Raw genomic sequence first — 14,646 nt, forward strand, 5'->3', positions numbered from 1 at the left:
CATCAGCCGGGCTGGCGGGTACCGAAATAGTCCGCCAGGAAGTCGTCGAACGACAGGCTGTCGCTGCGCTCGCGCTCCCGCTGCTTGGCCAGGGAGTCCCTCGCCTCGCCGGCGAAGTAAGCCTCGTCCCAGTACTGCAGCTCCCCTGCCAGCATCTCCTCCCGGTAGCGGCTCGCCAGCTCGTCGCCGAAGCAGCCGTTGTCCCGGCCGCTTTCCAGCAGCTGTCTGAGCAGACGGGCGGAGTAGGTCAGCTCGGGGTCGAGCAGCTTCTCGCGGTGGATGGCCAGCGTCTCGCGGTAGCGGTTGCGACCACAGCAGCGATCCAGCAGCTCCGCCACCTGATCCAGCTCGTCGAACAGCTTGAGACCGTACTCCTTGAGGCCGATGGGGTTGCCTTGCTCATCCTCCAGCTCGAGGCCGGGACGACGCCCCTCCAGCACCACCTTGTTCTGGTTGCGGCGGTTGCGGGCCACCTCCTCGTCGGTAAGGACGGGGGACGGACGCAGCAGGCACCAGACCAGGAAGAGGTCGAAGAAGCGGATCTGGTCCACCTCGATGCCGAACGGGGTGAAGGGGTTCACGTCCACGGTGCGCAGCTCTATGTACTCAATGCCACGCTGCTCCAGAGCATCCGAGGGCTTCTCGCCGCTGCGCGGGGTGCGCTTGGGCCGGATGGGGGCGTACAGCTCGTTCTCCAGCTGCAACACGTTGTCGTTGAGCTGGCGGTACTCGCCGTTCACCTTGACCCCGATCTTGGCGAACTCGGGATCATGGGTGTTGATGGCGCGGCGCAGGCTGCTGACATAAGCCGGCAGGCTGTCGTGGCTGATCTTGAGCCCCGCCTGGGCGCTGTTGGTGTAGCCGAGATCCGACAGGCGCAGCGCCGTGGCATAAGGCAGGTAGAGGGTCCCCTTGCCGGTCTTCTGGAACGGCAGGTTGCTCTTGCGCCCCTTGAGGAAGGAGTCGCAGATGGCTGGCGAAGCACCGAACAGGTAGGGCACCAGCCAGCCGAAGCGGTAGACGTTGCGAATAAGCCCCATGTACTTGTCGGAGATGAAGCGCTGGCTGCAGCAGCCCTCGCCCACCAGATCCTGCCACTCGCACCAGAAGCTGTCCGGCATGGAGAAGTTGAAGTGCACCCCGGCGATCACCTGCATCAGGCTGCCGTAGCGATTCTTCAACCCCTGGCGATAGAGGGTCTTCATCCGCCCGATGTTGGAGCTGCCGTACTGGGCAAGGCGAATGCTCTCCTCGTCACCGACGAAGCAGGGCATGGAGAGGGGCCAGATCCGCTCCTCCCCCAGGTGGTGGATGGTGTGGCGGTGGATGTCGCCGAGCTGCTCGATCAGACTCTCGATGGAGTCGGTCGCCGGGGTGATGAACTCCAGCAGACTCTCCGAGTAGTCGGTGGTGATATTGGCATGGGTCAGGGTCGACCCCAGGCTTCTGGGGTGATCGGTCTGGGCCAGGGTCCCTTGCGGGGTGATGCGCAGACATTCGCGTTCGATCCCGCGCCGGATCCCCTTGAGGGCGGTCACCCGCTCCGGGGTGCCCAGCGCAGCCAGCAACTCGGTGAACGACAAGCTAGTAGTGGTCATATTCACGGCTCATGTATGGCCGCCCCACCTGGGACGGCACTCATTTTTTGCGACGCCCCTCAGGGGAGTTGCAGTGGATAGATGGGAAGATGAAGCTCGCTCAGGGGTTTTTCAAGCTTTTGCTTGTCCCCCACCACCACAATCACCATGTCGGACGGATCCAGCCAGCGGGCCGCACTGGCCTTTAGCGTCTCGGGTGACACCGTCTTGATCAGGTTGTTCTGGGCCTGCACATAGTCCGGCTTCAGGTCATACATGATCATCTGCAGCAGGAAGCCCGCCTTCTGGCCGAGCGTCTCGTAGGAAAGCGCATCCTGCTGGGAGACGGCGCTGCGCATGTAGGCCAGCTCCACCGGGGTCGGCCCGCTCGCACGATAACCGTCCATCTCCTTGAGGAACTGGCGGATGGCATCCACGGTCGCATCGGCCCGCACGTTGGCGCCGGTGGCGAACACGCCCGCCTCGCGGTTGGCCTGGAAACCGGAGCTCGCCCCATAGGTGTAGCCTTTGTCTTCCCGCAGGTTCAGGTTGATGCGGCTGTTGAAGTTGCCGCCCAGGTTGAAGTTCATCAGGTTCGCGATGAAGTAGTCACCCGTGGTGTCGAACGCCATGGCCCGGCGGCCGATGCGGATCACCGACTGGGGTGCCCCCGGCTTGTCCACCAGATAGATGCCGGGCTTGGCCTGATCGCCCCTGGGCTTGAGATCCCCCAGAGTCGGCACTGCCCCCTGCCACTGGGTCAGGAAGGCGAGACCGGATTCTACCTGCTGAGCCGTCACGTCCCCGGTCACCACCACCTTGGCGTTGGTCGGGTTGTAATAGTGCTGATAGAAGCGCTTCACGTCCGCCAGGGTCAGCTTCTCCACATCTGCCAGCACCCCGTCTGTGGGCTGGCCGAGGCGATTGTCCTTGCCATAGACCAGCTCGCGGAAGGCCTGGCCCGCCAGCCACTCGGGCTGCTGTTCGCTCTGCTTCATCCCTTGCAACGTCTGCGCCTTGAGACGCTCGAAGTCCGCCTCCCGCAGGCCGGGCTGCAGCAGCACCTCGCGCACCAGATCCAGGGTCTGGGGCAGCTTGTCCACCAGACTGCTGATGGTGATGAGGTTGTTGTACTGGGCGCTGGAGACGCTGATGCTGGCCCCGAGCTTTTGCAGCTCGTCGCTGAGCTCGGCCTCGGAGAGGCGCTTCGTGCCCTGCTCCAGCATGGCGGCGGTGAGGCTGGCAAGCCCCAGCTCTCCCTTGCCTTCGGCCCGGATGCCCCCCGGCAGGGCGATCATGATGGAGACCGCGGGGATCTCGTCGCTCCGGGTGCCGATGATCTCGATGTTCTTGTCGAGCTTGCCGTGCCAGATGGCAGGCACCTTGACGCTCACCGCCTCAGCCGCCTTGGGCTGCACGCTGCGGTCGAAGCTGTCTTTCACCGGTCGCTCGGCCAGCGCCTCCCCATGCTTGCTGTAGTCAGGCAGCTCGCGCTTGGCAGGAGTGAAGTTGGGTTTGGCGACCTGCCAATCCGTCTTGCCCTTGGGTACCACGCTCAGCACCACGGCGGGCTTGTTCGCGATGAACTTGTCGTAGGCGGCCTGGACATCAGACCCCTTGACCCGGGCGATGGCGTCCAGGTTCTTGAACACATAGTCGGGATCCCGGGCCAGCACCTGGCCCATGGCCAGCTGGCTCACCTTGCCCTCGATGCTGTCGAGGCCCCAGATGGCGGAGGCGCGATAGCTGCTGATGGCCTTCTCCAGATCCGCCGGCTTGATGCCACGCCGGGCAAACTCGCCGATCACCTTGTCCACCTCCCCCTTGAGGGTCTTGAGGCTGCCATCCACCGCAGGGTTCGGATAGGCATAGACCGCCAGGGTGCAGGCCAGCTCCTCGCAGGAGTGGGAGGCCCCCACTTCGATGGCCTTACCGGTTTTGACCAGGGACTGGTAGAGCATGGAACTGGCGGAGCCGCCGAGCACGTCGGCGAAGATGTCCAGCGCCGGCTCCTGCGGATCACCCAGCGACACGGTCGGGTAGCTGACATAGAGCAGCGGCAGGTGCACCTTGTCTTCCAGCGTCACGTAGCGGGTCTCTGGCAAAGTCGCGGGCTGTGGCGTCGGCTTGGCCACCTCGGGCCCACGGGGAATGGGGCCGAAATACTGCTCGATCCAGGCCAGGGCCTGCTTGGTATCGAAGTCACCCCCCAGGGTCAGGGTGGCGTTGTTCGGACCATACCAGCGCAGGAAGAACTGCTTGAGGTCGTTCACGTCGACCCGGTCGAGATCTTCCACATAGCCGATGGGCTGCCAGGAGTAGGGATGGGTGCGCGGATAGAGCGCCTCCCCCACCCTCTCGCCCACCAGGCCATAGGGCTGGTTGTCGATGCGCTGGGCCCGTTCGTTCTTGACGGTGGCACGCTGGATCTCGAACTTCTTCTGGCTCACTGCGTCGAGCAGGAAGCCCATGCGATCCGCCTCCAGCCAGAGCACCTTCTCCAGCTGGTTGGCCGGCACGGTTTCGTAGTAGTTGGTGCGATCCCGGTTGGTGGTGCCGTTCATGTCACCGCCGGCCTCGTTGATGATCCGCATGTGCTCCTGATCCCCCACGTGCTTGGAGCCCTGGAACATCATGTGCTCGAAGAAGTGGGCGAACCCGGACTTGCCCACCGTCTCGCGGGAGGAGCCGACGTGATAGGTGACGTCCAGATGCACCAAGGGATCGGACTTGTCAGGTGCCAGGATCACGGTCAGGCCGTTGTCGAGCCGGTACATCTGGTAGGGAATGCCGAGCTTGCCTTCCTGCTTGACCTGCTCCGACACCAGGGTCGGAGCCGCCAGGGCCGGCAGTGTGAAGCCCATCAGCAGGCTTAATGGAATGAGTTTGTTCACGGTTACCTCGTGAGTGACAAAAAGGGCTAGAGGATCTGACTGGCCAGCAGAAACACCAGGGCATAACGAAGCAATTTGCCGAGCCCGATCAAGATGAGGGAGCGCCAGAAGGAGAGGCGCAGCCAGCCGGCCAGCAGACAGAGACCATCGCCGACCACGGGTGTCCAGGCGAGCAGCAGACACCAGTGGCCATGACGTTTGAGCCAGGAGAGCGCCTTTTGTTCCCCACGGCCTTGAAAATCTTCCGGTTTTTTCTTGTAGGTGGCGAGCCAGCCGAGCCACCAGGTGGTCATGGAGCCCAGGGTATTGCCCAGCGTCGCCCAGAGCAACAGGTTGGCCATGCTCCACTCCCCCCGGGTTGCCATGGCCCCCAGCAGCACTTCAGAGCTGCCGGGCAGCAGGGTGGCCGAGGTGAAGGCGCTCAGAAACAGCCAGCCGAGCCCCATTTCGCTGAGCTCGCTCATCCCGGCTGGCCGTCGGCGGCGGGCATGCGCAGCAGCAGCTTGCCGCGAACATGGCCATCCTCGATGGCATGGTGGGCCAGCGCCCCTTCCGCCAGGGGGAATTCGCCGGAGACGGTGATCTGCACCTCCCCCTGACGCAGCAACATCAGCATCTGGGTCAGCTGCTTCTGATCTGGATGGACCAGCATGCCGAGTACTTCGACCCCGAGCCCGGCCCCCGCGTCCTTGATCTGCTGGGCCGTGATGGTCGGCACCGTCACCAGCCGGCCCCCCGACCTGACGCAGGCAAGGGCGGCCTTGCCGCTCTCGCCTCCCACCAGGTCCAGCACCAGATCCACGGGCCCCTCGGCCACCACCTGGGCGGGCCAGTCGGCGTCGTGGTAGTCCATCATCTGGCTGGCCCCCAGACCGTGCAGGAAGCTGTGGTTGTCACGGCTGGCCGTGACCAGCACCTCGGCGCCATAGGCACTGGCAAACTGCACCGCCAGGTGACCGACGCCGCCAGCCCCGGCCAGGATCAGCACTTTCTGCCCGGCCTTGAGGCCGCCGTGCTCGAACAGACCCTGCCAGGCGGTCAGGCCCGCCAGCGGCAGCGCCGCCCCCTGCCTGAGACTGACCCCGTCCAGCTTGACCAGCTCCTCTTCACGCACCACCACGGACTCGCCATAGCCACCGGCCGAGAGCGGGAACCCCACCATGCCGCACACCCGATCCCCTTCGGCCAGCACGGTGACACCGGGCCCCACCTTCTCCACCAAGCCGGAGACGTCGTAGCCCGGCGTCCAGGGCAGGTTGTCCTTGTTCTGGGCTGCCGCCCAGCCGAGGCCGGCCCGGGTCTTCGCATCGATGGGGTTGACCCCCGCAAAGCAGATGCGTACCCGGACCTCGCCCTCGGCGGGCACCTTGTCCAGGGAAGGGTTGAGCCTGAGTACCGAGGGGTCGCCGAATGCGGTAATCTGAAGCTGCGTCATTGCACAATCCATCCTGTTGATTGATCAAGGGTCAACAGAATAACAGCGAGGACACCATGGCTCGAATGTTTCTTATCCCTCTGTTGCTGGCGCTGGGGTGGTGGGCGTTTCTGCTCTACTTCCGCATCCCGCTCAAGCAGGGGGCAAAGGGGTTTTACTGGATCATCGCCATCGGTGGCGGGCTTGCCGCCTTCCTCAGCCTGATGATGGTGCTCACCCACTGACGCCGTGCCCACGGGTCAATAAGAAGGCCACCCGAGGGTGGCCCATGCTCAACCCGCTTGCTGGTTGAGATGATAGTGACGGTTGCTGCCCTGCCCCAGCACCCCCAGTGCCAGCAGGTGCTGGAATACCCTGTCGACCTCCTCCAGGGACAGTGACAGGGCCTCGGCCACCTTGCGCTTGCTGCACTTGAGCTCGCCGCTCTCCAGCGCATCCCGCACCTGGGCCACCACCGCCGGCTCGGGTTCCGGTCGGCTTGCCACCACCGGCATTGCCGGCACCGGCGCCGGCTCTGCGCGTCTGGCCTCCGCCTGTTCCCGCTCTCGCTGCCAGAGCCAGCTGCGGCGAAAGCGGTTCTCCTCGCCGATCAGACTGACGAAGAAGGCACCAAACGCATCGAGCAACACGGAGAGGAAACAGACCAGCAGGAACTGCACCTGGCTGATGCTCATGCCCACCCCGTCCGCCAGGCTGCTCATCAGCCCCAGCATGGAGGATTGCTCCCCCAGCGGCTTGGCGTCCCGCTCCTGGCGCAGCTCGTCCTGACGCAGCCTGAGTTTGGTATTGGCCTGCTGCAAGCCGTTGACACCGCTGGAGATCCGCGCCATCTCGATGTACTTGCGAGCCGCCTCCTCGTTGAGCTGGATCTGCCGCTCTATGCTGGCGATCTGTTCATCGAAGCGGGCGATCTCCCGCTCATGGCGCGCCTGCTGGTTCAGGATGGTGTTGGTGGCGCTGTTGATGCCACCGATGCTGCCGCCGATGGAGATGGCGGCCAGCACGCAGTAGAAGAGCAGCGACCAGAAGGCGCCCCCCAGATCCCGCCGCGCCTTGCACTCACCGTATTCGTACCAGACATAGAACTTGCCCAGCTCGAAGATGATGGCCAGACCGCCGAACAGCCACTTCATCAGCGGGTTGTCATCGATGGAGAGAAACAGCAACAGGGAGAAGACGATGGAGGCCAGAATGGCCAGCCCGGTAAAACTGTACACTGTGGTGAGGGCAAACCACCCCTTGGGATAGCGCAGTACGGCAGAAACCTGTGTGGTCATGATAAAAAGGGTGCAACGTGCAGGAAAAGTTGGCTGCCGATTATAGTCAGCGAGCCCCCGGAGAGAAGGGCAAATCCCCGAATTCCCGCATATGGACGATCAGCTGCCCAGAGTGCGACCAAAACGGACAAATCGACAACAAAAAGCCGGTACACTTTCTTGCCGAACTGAATAATATGATGAGATGGGGCACGGTTCCGTCCGGATTCAGCCCGGCTGGAATAGACTGACCCGCAATGACAATCAACCGAGGCCATCATGAACAGAACGACTACCTTGTTACTCTCCCTTCTTCTGGTTACCGGCGCGGCCAAGGCCATGTCACAGTATGAAGAAGAGGGCGGTTCAGCGTTCTCCGTCGATGCGCTTACCTTCAACCTGGACTGGGATGACAAGCAATATCACTGGTCACAAGCCGATTGCCTCGATCTGGGCATGAACGATGTGATCCCTTCTGAATGCCGGGGAATGAAGGTCGATCTCGATGACACAGAGCAGCGCAATCATCCTCCCAGCACCAACCAGATCCCAGTCGACACGGGCAACGACCAGTAACCAAGGAGAATTCTCGCCATGACTCACAAATTCCTGCTCAACAAACACGCCCTGCTGCTCTCCCTGCTGCTGGTCAATGGCGCCGCATTTGCTGCTCCCCCTCACTCCAAAGATGGCGATGGCATCCGTATCTCCACCGACAACGTGAAGCTGAACGTCGACTGGGATGACAAGGAGTACGACTGGTGGCAGCACAACTGCCTGGATCTCGGCATAGGTGACAGCAGACTCAAGCTCAATTGCGACAAGATCGATGGCAAATACCGGGATCACTACAACCGCAGCATCCACAGCGGCAACAACCCGGGCCAGGGTCACAACAAGTCCAAGGACAAAGGCAACAAGAAACACTGATCGGGCAATCGGTCAGCGTGAAACAGGGGCCATTGGCCCCTGTTCGCATGCTGCCTACCAGTAATTTTCCACGCTGATGTTGCCGGGGGTTCGTCGCAGGTTCTTGGCCAACCCCATCCCAATCAGGGTCTGCTGGGTCTCCTTCACCATGTCGGGATTGCCGCAGATCAGCACCTGACTCTGTTCTGGGGAAAACGTGAGACCCACCCGTTCCTGCAGTTGGCCACTGGTGATGGCGGCCGGGATCCGGCCGACCATGGCCTCAGGCCAGAACTCGCGGCTGACAAAGGGCACATAGGAGAAACGGGCGCCGTAGCGCTCGGAAAAACTGGCGATTAGCGACTGATAGGTGAGCTCTTCTCCCGTACGTACCCCGTGAACCAGCACCAGATGCTCGAAGCGCTCGAAGGCCTCCCCTTGTGCCAGCATGGCGAGGAAGGGACCGATGGCGGTACCGGTGGAGAGCAGCCAGAGATCCCGCCCGGCCGGTACCTCGTCCAGCGTCAGAAAACCGGTCGCCTGGGACTGCACCAGCACGGAATCCCCCACCTGCAGGGCACCCAGGGAGGGGCTCAGCTCGCCATTCGGGATCTCGATCAGATAAAACTCGTGGTAGGGCATGTCGGGGGGATTGACGAAGGAATAGGCCCGCTGGATCCGCTGTTCGCCCCGTTGCAGGGCCAGCTTGGTGAATTGTCCTGCCTTGTAGGGGGCAAGTTCTGCCTCTACCCGCAGGGAGAACAGAGTGGGGGTCCACTCGATGCGATCGATGACCCGACCTTCAACCCAGGCAGCCATAAAGGTTCTCCTTCAGAGGAACGGAACCTTCACTCTACCCTTTGATCCCCGCTTGATTCAAAAAGAAAAAAACCCGCGCAAGTGCGCGGGTTTTTTCTGCAAAGCGAGACGCTATTACAGAGCAACAACCTGGATTTGTACGGTTGCCTTGACGTCAGCGTGCAGCTGAACGGCAACTTCGTACTCACCGGTGTTACGCAGAACGTTGCCCATGCGGACTTCGCTCTTGGCAACGGCTACGCCGGCAGCAGTGATGGCTTCAGCCACGTCACGGGTACCGATGGAACCGAACAGCTTGCCTTCGTCGCCAGACTTGGAGGCGATAACCACGGTAGCCAGTTCGGCCAGCTTGGCAGCGCGCTCTTCGGCAGCAGCCTTGTTGGCAGCCAGTTTGGCTTCCAGCTCAGCGCGGCGAGCACCGAAGGCTTCGATGTTGGCCTTGGTGGCCATAACAGCTTTGCCTTGCGGGATCAGGTAGTTACGGGCATAACCAGCTTTAACAGAAACTTGGTCACCCAGACCGCCCAGTTTGGCGATCTTATCGAGCAGGATAACTTGCATTACCTTTCCTCTATAAATTTCGTTGAGTTAGGCGTAAGCGCCGGACCGATTCTTACTTGTTGTGCAGATCGGTGTACGGCAGCAGAGCCAGGTAACGAGCACGCTTGATGGCGCGTGCCAGCTGACGCTGATACTTGGCGCGGGTACCGGTGATACGGCTCGGTACGATCTTGCCAGATTCAGTGACGTAGTTTTTCAGAGTAACGATATCTTTGTAGTCGATCTCGGTAACGTTCTCGGCGGTGAAGCGGCAGAACTTACGACGACGGAAATAACGTGCCATGGCCTTTATCCTCTAATGCGGTGATCTAAGAATTACTCTTCGGAAGATGCTTCAACAGCATCTTCACGACGCTCGTCGTCACGACGGGTGAAGCGCTCTTCCTTGGCCTTGGCCATCGGAGAAACTTCAGTCACGGCGTGCTTGGTGCGCATGATCATGTTGCGGATAACGGCATCGTTGAAGCGGAAGTTGGTTTCCAGCTCATCGATAACGGCCTGCTCAGCTTCTACGTTCATCAGAACATAGTGAGCCTTGTGCAGCTTGTCGATCGGGTAAGCCAGTTGACGACGGCCCCAATCTTCCAGGCGATGAATGGTGCCACCAGCGGTGGTGATAGCGCCGGTGTAACGCTCGATCATGCCAGGTACTTGCTCGCTCTGGTCCGGATGAACCATGAAGACGATTTCGTAATGACGCATTTTAGCTCCTTACGGATTAATTCAGCCTCCGCCCAGGTGCAGCCAGACCTCGGAGGCAAGGAACATAGTGGTGTTTAGACGCTGCTTTCTAGGGCGGCGTATTGTACGAAATCGCCTCAGCCACTGCAACTGCAACTGGCGTCAACAGATGTTTTTCTCTATCACCTTGATGCAAAACTTCAATTGATAATAATTATCACTTAGATCTATGCTCTCCTCATATCCCCATGGAGGATGACAGCATGCAACCCGCAGTGACCACGGCCATTCCGGCCCGAAAATTCAAGCTGACCCTGCTCGGGCCCGCCTTCATCGCCGCCATCGGCTACATAGATCCGGGCAACTTCGCCACCAATATCCAGGCAGGCTCCACCTTCGGCTACCAGCTCCTCTGGGTGGTGGTGTGGGCCAACCTGATGGCCGTGCTGGTACAGACGCTGTCCGCCAAGCTCGGCATCGTCACCGGCAAGAATCTGGCGGAACATATCCGCGACAGGCTGCCCAGACCGGCCGTCTGGGCCTACTGGGTGCAGGCGGAGATCATCGCCATGGCCACGGACCTCGCAGAATTTATCGGGGCTGCGGTCGGCTTCAAGCTGCTCTTCGGCGTCACCCTGCTGGAGGGTGCCTGCATCACCGCCGTGGTCACCTGGGGCATCCTGATGCTGCAGTCCCGCGGTCAGAAGCCGCTGGAGTTCGTGGTGGGCGGGTTGCTGCTGTTCGTCGCTGCCGCCTACATCGTCGAGCTCGTCTTCTCCCGCCCCCACCTGCCCAGCCTGCTGGAGGGCGCCCTCTTCCCCGGTCTGCCCAACGGGGATGCCGTCTATCTGGCTGCCGGCCTGCTGGGGGCGACCGTGATGCCCCACGTCATCTACCTGCACTCGGCACTGACCCAGCACACCCATGACAAGGGATCAGTCCACCAGCGACTGCACAGCACCCGGGTCGACGTGGCCATCGCCATGACCATCGCCGGTTTCGTCAACCTGGCCATGATGGCCATGGCCGCGGCCGCCTTCCACGCCTCGGGCAACCAGCAGGTGGCGGCGCTGGAAACCGCCTACCAGACCCTCACCCCCTTGCTGGGGCCGGCCGCCGCCACCCTGTTCGGCCTCTCCCTGGTCGCCTCCGGCATCTCCTCCACCGTGGTGGGCACCCTGGCCGGCCAGGTGGTGATGCAGGGGTTCGTGCGCTTCACCATCCCGCTCTGGCTGCGCCGGGCCATCACCATGGCCCCCGCCTTCGTGGTGATCGCCATGGGGCTCAACACCACGGAGATCCTGGTGCTGAGCCAGGTGATCCTGAGCTTCGGCATCGCGCTCGCGCTCATTCCCCTGCTGATCCTGACCGGCGATCGCGCCCTGATGGGGGAGCATCGCAATCACTCGCTGATCCAGGCCATGGGGCGCCTCATCGTCACCCTGGTGATAGGCCTCAACGCCTACCTGCTGGTCACCATGATCTAGCGCCTTGCCCTGCCCCTGCTGGAGGCTCGTTAACACCGGTTAATGAGCCTCTTCGCACTTTCGCGTATGCTGCCGCTTTTCCTTCCTATTAATCGTTGCGGGAGCCCTGCCATGGAACATACCCGGGTCAGCTTCGTGCTGGGTCATCATCAGGAACAGGCCAGCGTCATCTATTGCGAGCAGGGGGAACCCACCCTGCTCGTCACCGATCTCACCCCCTTTCATCCCCAGAGCCACCTCTGGCCCGATCAACCCGGGGACCAGGGCACGGTGCACTGGGAGGGGGGCGAGGCGAGCGTCGGCCCCTGCCGCATGGGGGCCATCAGCCCGGCAGGCGAGCTGTTCGTGGATCAGGCCATCCCGGTCAAGCGGGGCGCCGAGGGCTGGGCTTTCGTGGTGGTGCATCCCCTCGCCGGTTCCCACCAGCTTGCTATCGGCACGCAAGTAGCACTGAAGGTGGATGCCGAGGCACGCCATGCCCTGAGCCTGGGTCACAGCGCCTGCCATCTGGTTGCCCTCGCCCTCAACCGGGTGCTCACCCCCTACTGGCGCAAGGAGGTGAGCGAGCGGGACGCCCTGGATCAGCCCGACTTCGATCGCCTCGCCATCCAGAGTTCCCGGGTCGAGCCTCTCGGCTCCCGCGAGCAGTACCGTATCGGCAAGAGCCTGCGCAAGAAGGGGGTCAACGGCGAGGCCCTGCTGGCGGAGCTGGCGCAGGTGGAAGATCAGGTCAACCGGCAGCTCGCCGACTGGCTGGCCGCGGGGGGCGAGATCCGCCGCAGCCGGGCCGGCGAGGCCATCATCGACTCGCGCTACTGGCATGGTGTGCTGGAAGAACGAGAGCTGACCATTCCCTGCGGCGGCACCCATGTGGGCAGCCTGGCCGAACTGGGGCAGGTACAGGTGCAACTGGCCCCCTGTGAAGAGGGGTTCATCCTCACCACCCGGGTCACCCCCTGAGCCAGGCGCCGGGCCTGGCTTATTACGGGCCGGCGTCGCTCTTCATCAGCCAAGCCGGATCAGCAGGATCCCGCCGAGGATTACCAGGGCCGCCATCAACCGGGCACGCCCCAACCGCTCCCCCAGCCAGCCCCAGGAGAGCAGCACGGCGAACAGCACGCTGCTCTCGCGCAGGGCCGCCACCAGACCGATGGGGGCTCGGGTCATGGCCCAGATGACGATGCCATAAGCCAGAAGCGAGAGGGCACCACCCAGCGCCCCCGAGTACCAGTCGGCCCGGGTCAGGGTGCGCAGGGAGGTGCGACCCTGCCATCGCATCAGCAGCGGCATCATCAGGGCAGTCAGGGTAAAGAGCCAGAGGGTGTAGCGTACCGGAGCATCGGCCGAGCGTGCCCCCATGCCGTCAGACAGGGTATAGGCTGCGGTAAAGAGCGAGGTGATCAGTACCGCCTGCAGGGCGGCCGGAGCGAGCCGAAGACCACCTCGCCATGCCATCAGCAGCACCCCGCCCACCAGCACCAGGGCCCCCGACACCGCCACCGTCCCGGGCACCTCGCCAAGCAGCAGAGCACCGAACAACAGGGTCATCAGGGGGGCACAACCCCGGGCCAGCGGATAGACCTGGCCAAACTCGCCCAGCCGGTAGGCACGTCCCAAAAACAGGCAATAACCGCAGTGCAGCAGGATGGAGAGCGCCAGCCAGGGGTATTCCACTGTGGCAGGCAGCCCTACCAGGGGCAGGAAAGGCAGGGAAAACAGCCCGGAGCAGAGGGAGACCAGAAGTACGCTGACCCGCCCCGCTACCTGGCGCTTGGCCAGCGCGTTCCACAGGGCGTGCAGCAGGGCGGCCAGCAGAATGGCCGAGAAGATAGAGAGTGTCACGACGGGGTTCCGAACGACAGGGGAGCACCATCATACTCGTTTGCATCACCACAATGTGAGAGCCGGCGCATGGCCGTCCACTTTCCCGGCCATGTGACTGATCAGACTGGCTGCCTGCGCATGCCCACGTGGGGAATGTCGTCTTCGAGATACCCCTCCCCTTCAGCCACAAAGCCGTGTCGGCCATAGAAGCCCTGCAGGTGGGCCTGGGCTCCCAGCCAGATGCTGTGCGCGGGCCAACGTCCCAGGCACGCCGCCACTGCCTCGTCGAGCAGCTTGTGGCCAAGGCCATTCCCCCTCGCCCTGGGCGAGGTCACCACACGACCGATGGCAGAGCCCGTCTCATCGCCCACGCCTGGGGCCATGATCCTGGCATAGGCGGCCAGCAGATCCCCCTGATGGCCAAGCAGATGCCAGACCCCCTCGCGGCGATCCAGCCCGTCCAGATCCTGGAAGGGGCAGGTCTGTTCCACCACGAACACCTCGGCCCGCAGGGCCAGCAACTCGTACAACTCGTCCGTGGTCAGTTCCGACCAGGATTTCAGGGTCCAGTTCATGGATAGCTCCTTGTGAATGCGGCCCGCCAGCATAGTCCCGCGCCCGGGGGACGTCATTAACCTTGGTTAAGCGCTTTCAACCGCCTGCGAATGCGGCTCAGACTGATGGGGGTAATGCCGAGATAGGCGGCAATCAGGTGATCCGGCACCCTGGCATCCAGTGCTGGGAAACTCGCGAGAAAATGCTGATAGCGGGCCTGGGGGCTCCCGGTCAGCAGCAACAGCTCCTTCTCCTCCTTGATACGCAGCTGCACGGCCAGCAGATGCTGATACCAGGTGGGCCAGCAGGACAGCGTGCGCAGATCCGCCAGTGCGAAGATCTGCAGTCGGCAGGGCTCCAGCGCCTCCACACTGTAACGGGCGGGGTCGCCGCTGAGCAGGTGGTGGAAATCGAGAAACTCGTCCCCCTCCCAGTAGAACTCCTTGATGTACTCGCGGCCATCCGCCAGCACCACCTTGGCCCGCAGCAGCCCCTCCTCCACCCTGACCAGGAGTGCCGGGCTGTCTCCGGCATGCCAGAGGCAAGATTTGGGGGAAAGGGTCAACGGCCGGGCAAAAGAGAGGAGGCGCGCGGCCTCCTGCTCATCTGCGACCCGATCCCAGTCGAAGGGGGGTCTGTCGGTCATCG

Annotated in this window: 17 protein-coding genes; 5 read left to right on the top strand and 12 right to left on the bottom strand. The window is 62.8% G+C overall.

The annotated features are described in order from the left end of the window. Positions 1–2: 2 nt before the first annotated feature. From gshA to BN1136_RS17665, 4 genes are read right to left on the bottom strand one after another with little or no spacing between them, the layout of a single operon-like run. Entirely contained in the window at positions 3–1,598 is a 1,596-nt protein-coding gene (gene gshA, locus BN1136_RS17650) for a glutamate--cysteine ligase (RefSeq protein ID WP_043757754.1), read from the bottom strand. A 59-nt stretch (positions 1,599–1,657) separates the two neighbouring features. Beyond that, entirely contained in the window at positions 1,658–4,471 is a 2,814-nt protein-coding gene (locus tag BN1136_RS17655; RefSeq protein ID WP_043757752.1) for a M16 family metallopeptidase, read from the bottom strand. Between the two features lie 26 nt (positions 4,472–4,497). Beyond that, positions 4,498–4,935: a YqaA family protein gene (locus BN1136_RS17660; RefSeq protein WP_043757748.1), complete on the bottom strand. Its 438-nt coding sequence runs from the start codon at positions 4,933–4,935 to the stop codon at positions 4,498–4,500. Further along, complete coding sequence (locus BN1136_RS17665; RefSeq protein ID WP_043809011.1) at positions 4,932–5,906, bottom strand: NADP-dependent oxidoreductase; 975 nt, start codon at positions 5,904–5,906, stop codon at positions 4,932–4,934. The genes BN1136_RS17660 and BN1136_RS17665 overlap by 4 nt, the downstream gene beginning before the upstream one ends. Positions 5,907–5,962: 56 nt before the next feature. On the opposite strand from BN1136_RS17665, the gene BN1136_RS20055 reads away from it, so the two are divergent. Beyond that, a complete protein-coding gene (locus BN1136_RS20055) occupies positions 5,963–6,130 on the top strand; it encodes a hypothetical protein (protein WP_167576551.1) in 168 nt (55 codons plus the stop codon). Between the two features lie 48 nt (positions 6,131–6,178). Here the strand turns inward: BN1136_RS20055 and BN1136_RS17670 are convergent, their stop codons facing one another. Next, positions 6,179–7,183 carry a hypothetical protein gene (locus BN1136_RS17670; protein ID WP_043757745.1) on the bottom strand — a complete coding sequence of 335 codons (1,005 nt, stop codon included), beginning with the start codon at positions 7,181–7,183 and terminating at the stop codon, positions 6,179–6,181. 258 nt (positions 7,184–7,441) lie between these two features. Here BN1136_RS17670 and BN1136_RS17675 point away from each other — a divergent pair, with 258 nt between their 5' ends. Then, a complete protein-coding gene (locus BN1136_RS17675; protein WP_043757742.1) occupies positions 7,442–7,738 on the top strand; it encodes a hypothetical protein in 297 nt (98 codons plus the stop codon). Between the two features lie 18 nt (positions 7,739–7,756). Beyond that, complete coding sequence (locus BN1136_RS17680) at positions 7,757–8,092, top strand: hypothetical protein (protein ID WP_043757739.1); 336 nt, start codon at positions 7,757–7,759, stop codon at positions 8,090–8,092. Between the two features lie 54 nt (positions 8,093–8,146). On the opposite strand, the gene BN1136_RS17685 is transcribed toward BN1136_RS17680, so the two are convergent. From BN1136_RS17685 to rpsF, 4 genes are all read right to left on the bottom strand, one after another. Next, a complete protein-coding gene (locus tag BN1136_RS17685) occupies positions 8,147–8,890 on the bottom strand; it encodes a ferredoxin--NADP reductase (protein WP_043757737.1) in 744 nt (247 codons plus the stop codon). A 114-nt stretch (positions 8,891–9,004) separates the two neighbouring features. Beyond that, complete coding sequence (rplI, locus tag BN1136_RS17690; RefSeq protein ID WP_043757734.1) at positions 9,005–9,451, bottom strand: 50S ribosomal protein L9; 447 nt, start codon at positions 9,449–9,451, stop codon at positions 9,005–9,007. 52 nt (positions 9,452–9,503) lie between these two features. Then, on the bottom strand, positions 9,504–9,734 hold the full coding sequence (rpsR, locus tag BN1136_RS17695; protein ID WP_005313392.1) for a 30S ribosomal protein S18: 231 nt from the start codon (positions 9,732–9,734) through the stop codon (positions 9,504–9,506). A gap of 32 nt (positions 9,735–9,766) precedes the next feature. Beyond that, positions 9,767–10,153: a 30S ribosomal protein S6 gene (gene rpsF, locus BN1136_RS17700; protein WP_005331771.1), complete on the bottom strand. Its 387-nt coding sequence runs from the start codon at positions 10,151–10,153 to the stop codon at positions 9,767–9,769. A 242-nt stretch (positions 10,154–10,395) separates the two neighbouring features. Between rpsF and BN1136_RS17705 the strand changes: the two genes are divergently transcribed. Together BN1136_RS17705 and BN1136_RS17710 are read left to right on the top strand one after the other, a co-directional pair. After that, a complete protein-coding gene (locus tag BN1136_RS17705; protein ID WP_043757730.1) occupies positions 10,396–11,619 on the top strand; it encodes an Nramp family divalent metal transporter in 1,224 nt (407 codons plus the stop codon). Between the two features lie 111 nt (positions 11,620–11,730). Then, positions 11,731–12,579, top strand: coding sequence for an alanyl-tRNA editing protein (locus BN1136_RS17710; RefSeq protein ID WP_043757728.1), 849 nt, complete (start codon positions 11,731–11,733; stop codon positions 12,577–12,579). 45 nt (positions 12,580–12,624) lie between these two features. On the opposite strand, the gene BN1136_RS17715 is transcribed toward BN1136_RS17710, so the two are convergent. From BN1136_RS17715 to BN1136_RS17725, 3 genes are all read right to left on the bottom strand, one after another. Further along, complete coding sequence (locus BN1136_RS17715; RefSeq protein ID WP_043757726.1) at positions 12,625–13,461, bottom strand: DMT family transporter; 837 nt, start codon at positions 13,459–13,461, stop codon at positions 12,625–12,627. 101 nt (positions 13,462–13,562) lie between these two features. Then, positions 13,563–14,018 (bottom strand): GNAT family N-acetyltransferase, encoded by a 456-nt coding sequence (locus BN1136_RS17720; protein ID WP_043757723.1) that lies wholly within the window; start codon positions 14,016–14,018, stop codon positions 13,563–13,565. A gap of 56 nt (positions 14,019–14,074) precedes the next feature. Further along, positions 14,075–14,644 carry a Crp/Fnr family transcriptional regulator gene (locus BN1136_RS17725; protein ID WP_043757721.1) on the bottom strand — a complete coding sequence of 190 codons (570 nt, stop codon included), beginning with the start codon at positions 14,642–14,644 and terminating at the stop codon, positions 14,075–14,077. Positions 14,645–14,646: the final 2 nt, after the last annotated feature.

It is taken from the genome of Aeromonas taiwanensis (genome assembly GCF_000820165.1).
Taxonomy (GTDB): Bacteria; Pseudomonadota; Gammaproteobacteria; order Enterobacterales; family Aeromonadaceae; genus Aeromonas; species Aeromonas taiwanensis.